The following is a 4493-nucleotide window of genomic DNA, read 5'->3' as shown; positions in this document are numbered from 1 at the left end:
AAAAAATTTTTAATTGCGGTATTTGACGCGTTTTCACGGTGTAACTTGCAAAAACCACCAATGATAAGTTCATTACCTAATTGAGATAATTGTTTTGCGAAATTTATATTGTTGTCTTGTTCTTCTGGATATAGTCGGGTATTGCTGAATAAGATAATATCTCCTGGTTGCATCTGGTTAGCACGTTTTATTGCCTCTTCGCCGACGCAATGTTCAAAATAGTCAACTTTTCGTTGCAGCCTCTGGGAAAGTATTTGGGCTATATAAGGTGTTTGTTTAGCACTATTTTTTTTAAAATCTCCTTGATGGTTTAGGAGGGAAATAGCTTTATTTGTATTTAATAAAGGTAATAAAGAGTTAACTTCTTCATCAATGCGAGGATGATATGTCACTCCTTCATCAATATTGATTCCAGCGCTATACAAAATCACGTTTCTATTTTTCATAGGTTATCTCTGAATACTTTTCTAACTCGGGATACTAATTCGTATAGTTCATGTTGGGTAATGATAAATGGTGGGGTGAACAGTAAGGTGAGTGAATCTTTATGTTTTCCAGAAGAGCGGCAAGCATAGAGGTTAATGCTATGCTTGTGTCCTGATGGTATGAATTTTGCGCTCATACTTTGATGGAGGTTTGTTTCAATTGCCCAAAGTAACCCTTGTCCACGGATATCTAGAATACAAGGAATATCGGATAACATCTCATTCAGTAATAAGCCGAAATATTCACCTTTGGTTTTGATATCATGCATGCCAATTTCGTTTGTTAATACGTCTAAAACCGATAGAGCTACACCAGTTGATAGTGGGTTACCAGAATAGGTATGACCGATAAAATGTGGAGTTGATTGAGATGCTAGCAAGTGGCCTATTTCTTCTGAGATCAATAGCCCTGAAATGGGGGAGAAACCTGCGCCAAGGCCTTTCCCGATCACCGTAATATCTGATTCAACGCCCCATGTTTTCATATTAAACCATTCTCCGGTACGTCCCAAGCCAGTGACAATTTCATCAGCTATTAGGAGAATGTTTCGTTCTTGAAGGCCATTCTTCAGTGCTTGCATATATTTTTTATGTGGAACCAAGGCTCCACCGGATGATGCAGTAATTGGTTCAATAAAAACACACGCAATACGTTCAGATCCGAATTTATCAATAGTATTTAGTGATTCAGTAACACATTCAAGTTGGCAACTGTCAGGTAACTTATTCAATGGGCATTGGAAGCAATAGCAGGGTGTCAATTTTACGCTACTGGTTACTGGGTCAAGAGAATTGCCCAATAAATTATGTCTGCGAGCTCGGTCATCTCCATAGCTAAGAGATTGGATTGTGTTACCATGATTGGTTATTTCTCGTCCCAGTGCATAAATTTTGCCTTCTTGCCCTTTATAACGAAAATAATCTAATGCAATACGATATGCCGCTTCTGATGCTTCTGAACCTCCGTTGAGAAAAAAAGCATAGCGTTTGTTGTCATCTGATAATTGGATTAAACGTAATGATAGAGTTTCTGGTTCATTACTGCGAAAATGAAAACGATATGCAAAATGAAGACGTTCAACTTGATTTTTTATTGCTTCAATCACTGTTGGGTGGCAATGGCCCAAGTTGACAGTCATTGGGCCAGACGAGGAATCAATGTATCCCTTGCCATTTTCATCAAATAACCATATTCCTTTTCCTGAAACTATTTTAGGTAAATCTGGGGAAAATCCTTTAAACGGGTACATATAGCTCATAATAAACCTCAGTGTTAAATACCCATCGCTACGTTGGCAATGGGATAATGTTGTCACTTGTAAAGCTGTAGCCTAGGCTTACATTTTGGTTTTATGTTAAGGGATTATTTTTTGCTTATTCAGTGATGATTCTGTACCAAATTTGTTGGTATTGCTCAATTCCCGTTTCACTGCATTGATACAGGCTAACACGTCATTAGCGACATGGTGATTAACATTTGGACGAATAGAGCCATTTTGAAAGAACATAATTCCTTCTGAGGGTTGGCCTATACAGAACACCAGCTCTTTTTCTCCATGACAATTAATAAACTGGAATTCACGTGTGATATTAAAACTTGATATGGGATATTCAACGCCATTCTGATCCTTATGAATCCAGCAGGATGCTATGCCTTCGTTAAGGAGATTGGTAAATAGTTGGCCTTTGGCTTTTTTGACATCGAAATTATGTAATTTAGCATCGATCATGGTGTCAAGTGTCGTTAAATTTCCAGGATCGCTCAGGCTATGAAGATAGACGATATTATCATCGATCTGGATATTTGATTTGGCATAAGTGACATCGACAATATTTGCTTCAATAAGAGCTTCAATTTTTTCCATGAGTTCAATGCAATTACCGTTGGCCGCACGGTTATGTACAGCATAGAAATCTTTCAGCATCCAGTGATAAGAAGCAGGGGTAATTCCCCCAAAGTCAACAGCATAAACAACACATTGACGCAAATCTCGGAAAACGTCATCACAAGCGCCTTTATATGGATTATCTAGATTACCTTGTTCTGACTGTAGACGATCTAATTCCATGAACTGAAGAAGTCTGTCACGGTACGGTGTATTCGGACTAAAATTCATATGTGTAATGGGATCGACAATGAAATCCCAATTGAACAAATGTGCTTCAGGTTCGGTACTATGTCCCCAAGGGCTGCCCATTGATGGGAGTTGTTGAACTACCTGAATAATATTGCCACTTTCTGCAACTTGCTGACCATAAACAACATGGACAAATCGTTTAACTGCGGATTCTATGGTGACATGTTGGATAAAAGTAGTGGTTTGATCATTAAGATAACGTCTAATCTTGAAAACAGTCTCTCTAGCCAAAATATCGACAGCTTTAGTTAAGAATTCAATTGCCGTATCTTTTTGCATGTTGTGTTGGTTATGGCTAGAACTAAAATTATCCACTAATGGCCGAGTTTGTTCGAGCATGAGCTCTAATATTTCCTGACCAAATAGAATTCGGTAATAACATAGTTTGAGTTCCAGTAGCAGTACGGGAAAAATATGGCGATCAAAATCTAGCTGCTTCGAATGGTTGACGGGAGAACTATCCGAGTGGGAAGGAGCACCTAATTGTTCACGAAGTTTGTCCACAAGTTGACGCGTGTAAAAATAACCGTTGTGTTCATATTTTTGTAAATCAATTTCTTTGAAATTATGTGGACGGCTGTAGGTGAAGTATCCTGATCGGCTAAGTGCGAAGATCTTTTTGGGTTCTTCTCCTGACGGCTTATATTTTAGTTGATTATTTTCACGGATAAACTTCCCTCCTTTATTTTCGGTATAGTAAAGCATTATATCAATGGCCGTAAGCCCCATTCCTATAATACCAATTCGTTTTTCTTGCCATTGTGGCACATCAAATAGAGGATAAGCAAAATTGTAATACTCTATGCATGTTTTTAATTGCTTGGACAGAACTAGGTTGTCCTTCAATTCTTGATGTCCAGTGGCTAGAATTACAATATCAAAAATGTGAGTTTTTGAGTTGGTCATTGTACTGAGTTTGTATAGACTACCGGATTCTTTTTTTATACCATTGACTTCATCTTTTATAAGTTTTATATCAGCCCTAGTCGCCAATAATTCATTGACTAGTGCATAGAAAATTTCTTTTAATGATTCTCCATATAATTCACGCGTAGGGAATTCATCTGGATTTTTATTATATCTTTCATCCTGTGTAAGAGTATATTTTCTTTTACACCACTCATTGAACGTTATATTGGTTGATTTTGGAAAAAATCCACATATATTATTAGATTTATCGGGAGCGTAAGCAAGCTGGCCAACGATACGGTTTAGCATGCTGGTTTTAGGCTGCCGTGGGGAATGAGCCCAACCAGAACCAAAGTCACCATATTTATCAAATAGTGTTATATTTAGTCTTTGTTTTGGATTCTCACTTAGTACGCCTAATAGACCATTAAGAAGGTACATACTATTAGGACCACCACCGATTATTGCAATTCTAGTCATTTAATTTTCCATATTTTAGTCGAGTGTAGAAGTTATACCCATGATAAAAAGGATATGTAATGTGAATGATTTTTTAAATCTATTTCTGTTTTTAATTTGAAGGGTTATATAATTTTTCCAATTTATTTATATTCCTTTCGTTAGTTAATTCAAATAACTCCTCTAATGTTGAAACATTGTGTTCGACATTTATAAGAGATTTTTCATTGTAGATTCTTTCTGCGGTTCTTTTCATGCTATAAATAGAGCTTCTTATAAGATGATTGGCCCAGATTAAATTGTCAATACCATAATAAATAAATTCTGAATATTTTGTGTTGTAATATTTTGTTGGAACTGCAAATAGAGGTAATTTTCCTTTCCAATGTTGAGAAAATTCAAATACTTCAGTTGCAGTATTTTTCTTTGAGTGAATAAGAATAGCATCAGCACCTGCTTGCCTGTATGCTTCAGCTCTCTCCAAAGCTTCTGTCATAGGTTT

General features: G+C 36.7%; 4 protein-coding genes. All 4 read right to left on the bottom strand.

What is annotated here, in order from left to right:
* Positions 1-446 (bottom strand): phosphoglycerate kinase (gene pgk / locus PSI15_RS17160; RefSeq protein ID WP_273584581.1); only part of this gene is annotated, 446 nt, incomplete at its 3' end.
* Positions 443-1744: an aminotransferase family protein gene (locus PSI15_RS17155; protein WP_273584580.1), complete on the bottom strand. Its 1302-nt coding sequence runs from the start codon at positions 1742-1744 to the stop codon at positions 443-445. The genes PSI15_RS17155 and pgk, both read right to left, overlap by 4 nt.
* 96 nt (positions 1745-1840) lie before the next feature.
* Positions 1841-4012, bottom strand: a complete 2172-nt coding sequence (locus tag PSI15_RS17150) for an FAD/NAD(P)-binding protein (protein ID WP_273584579.1) — start codon at positions 4010-4012, stop codon at positions 1841-1843.
* A gap of 91 nt (positions 4013-4103) precedes the next feature.
* Positions 4104-4493, bottom strand: a 390-nt coding sequence (locus PSI15_RS17145) for an isocitrate lyase/phosphoenolpyruvate mutase family protein (RefSeq protein WP_273584578.1), incomplete at its 5' end; no start/stop codon positions are given.

The sequence above is a fragment of the Xenorhabdus sp. PR6a genome (genome assembly GCF_028599065.1).
GTDB classification, from domain to species: domain Bacteria; phylum Pseudomonadota; class Gammaproteobacteria; order Enterobacterales; family Enterobacteriaceae; genus Xenorhabdus; species Xenorhabdus doucetiae.
This window is presented reverse-complemented; position numbering and strand designations above follow the sequence as displayed.

Coding starts and splice junctions, on each gene's coding strand:
- PSI15_RS17155 (WP_273584580.1), bottom strand. CDS start 1,744: ATGAGCTATATGTACCCGTTTAAAGGATTTTCCCCAGATTTACCTAAA.
- PSI15_RS17150 (WP_273584579.1), bottom strand. CDS start 4,012: ATGACTAGAATTGCAATAATCGGTGGTGGTCCTAATAGTATGTACCTT.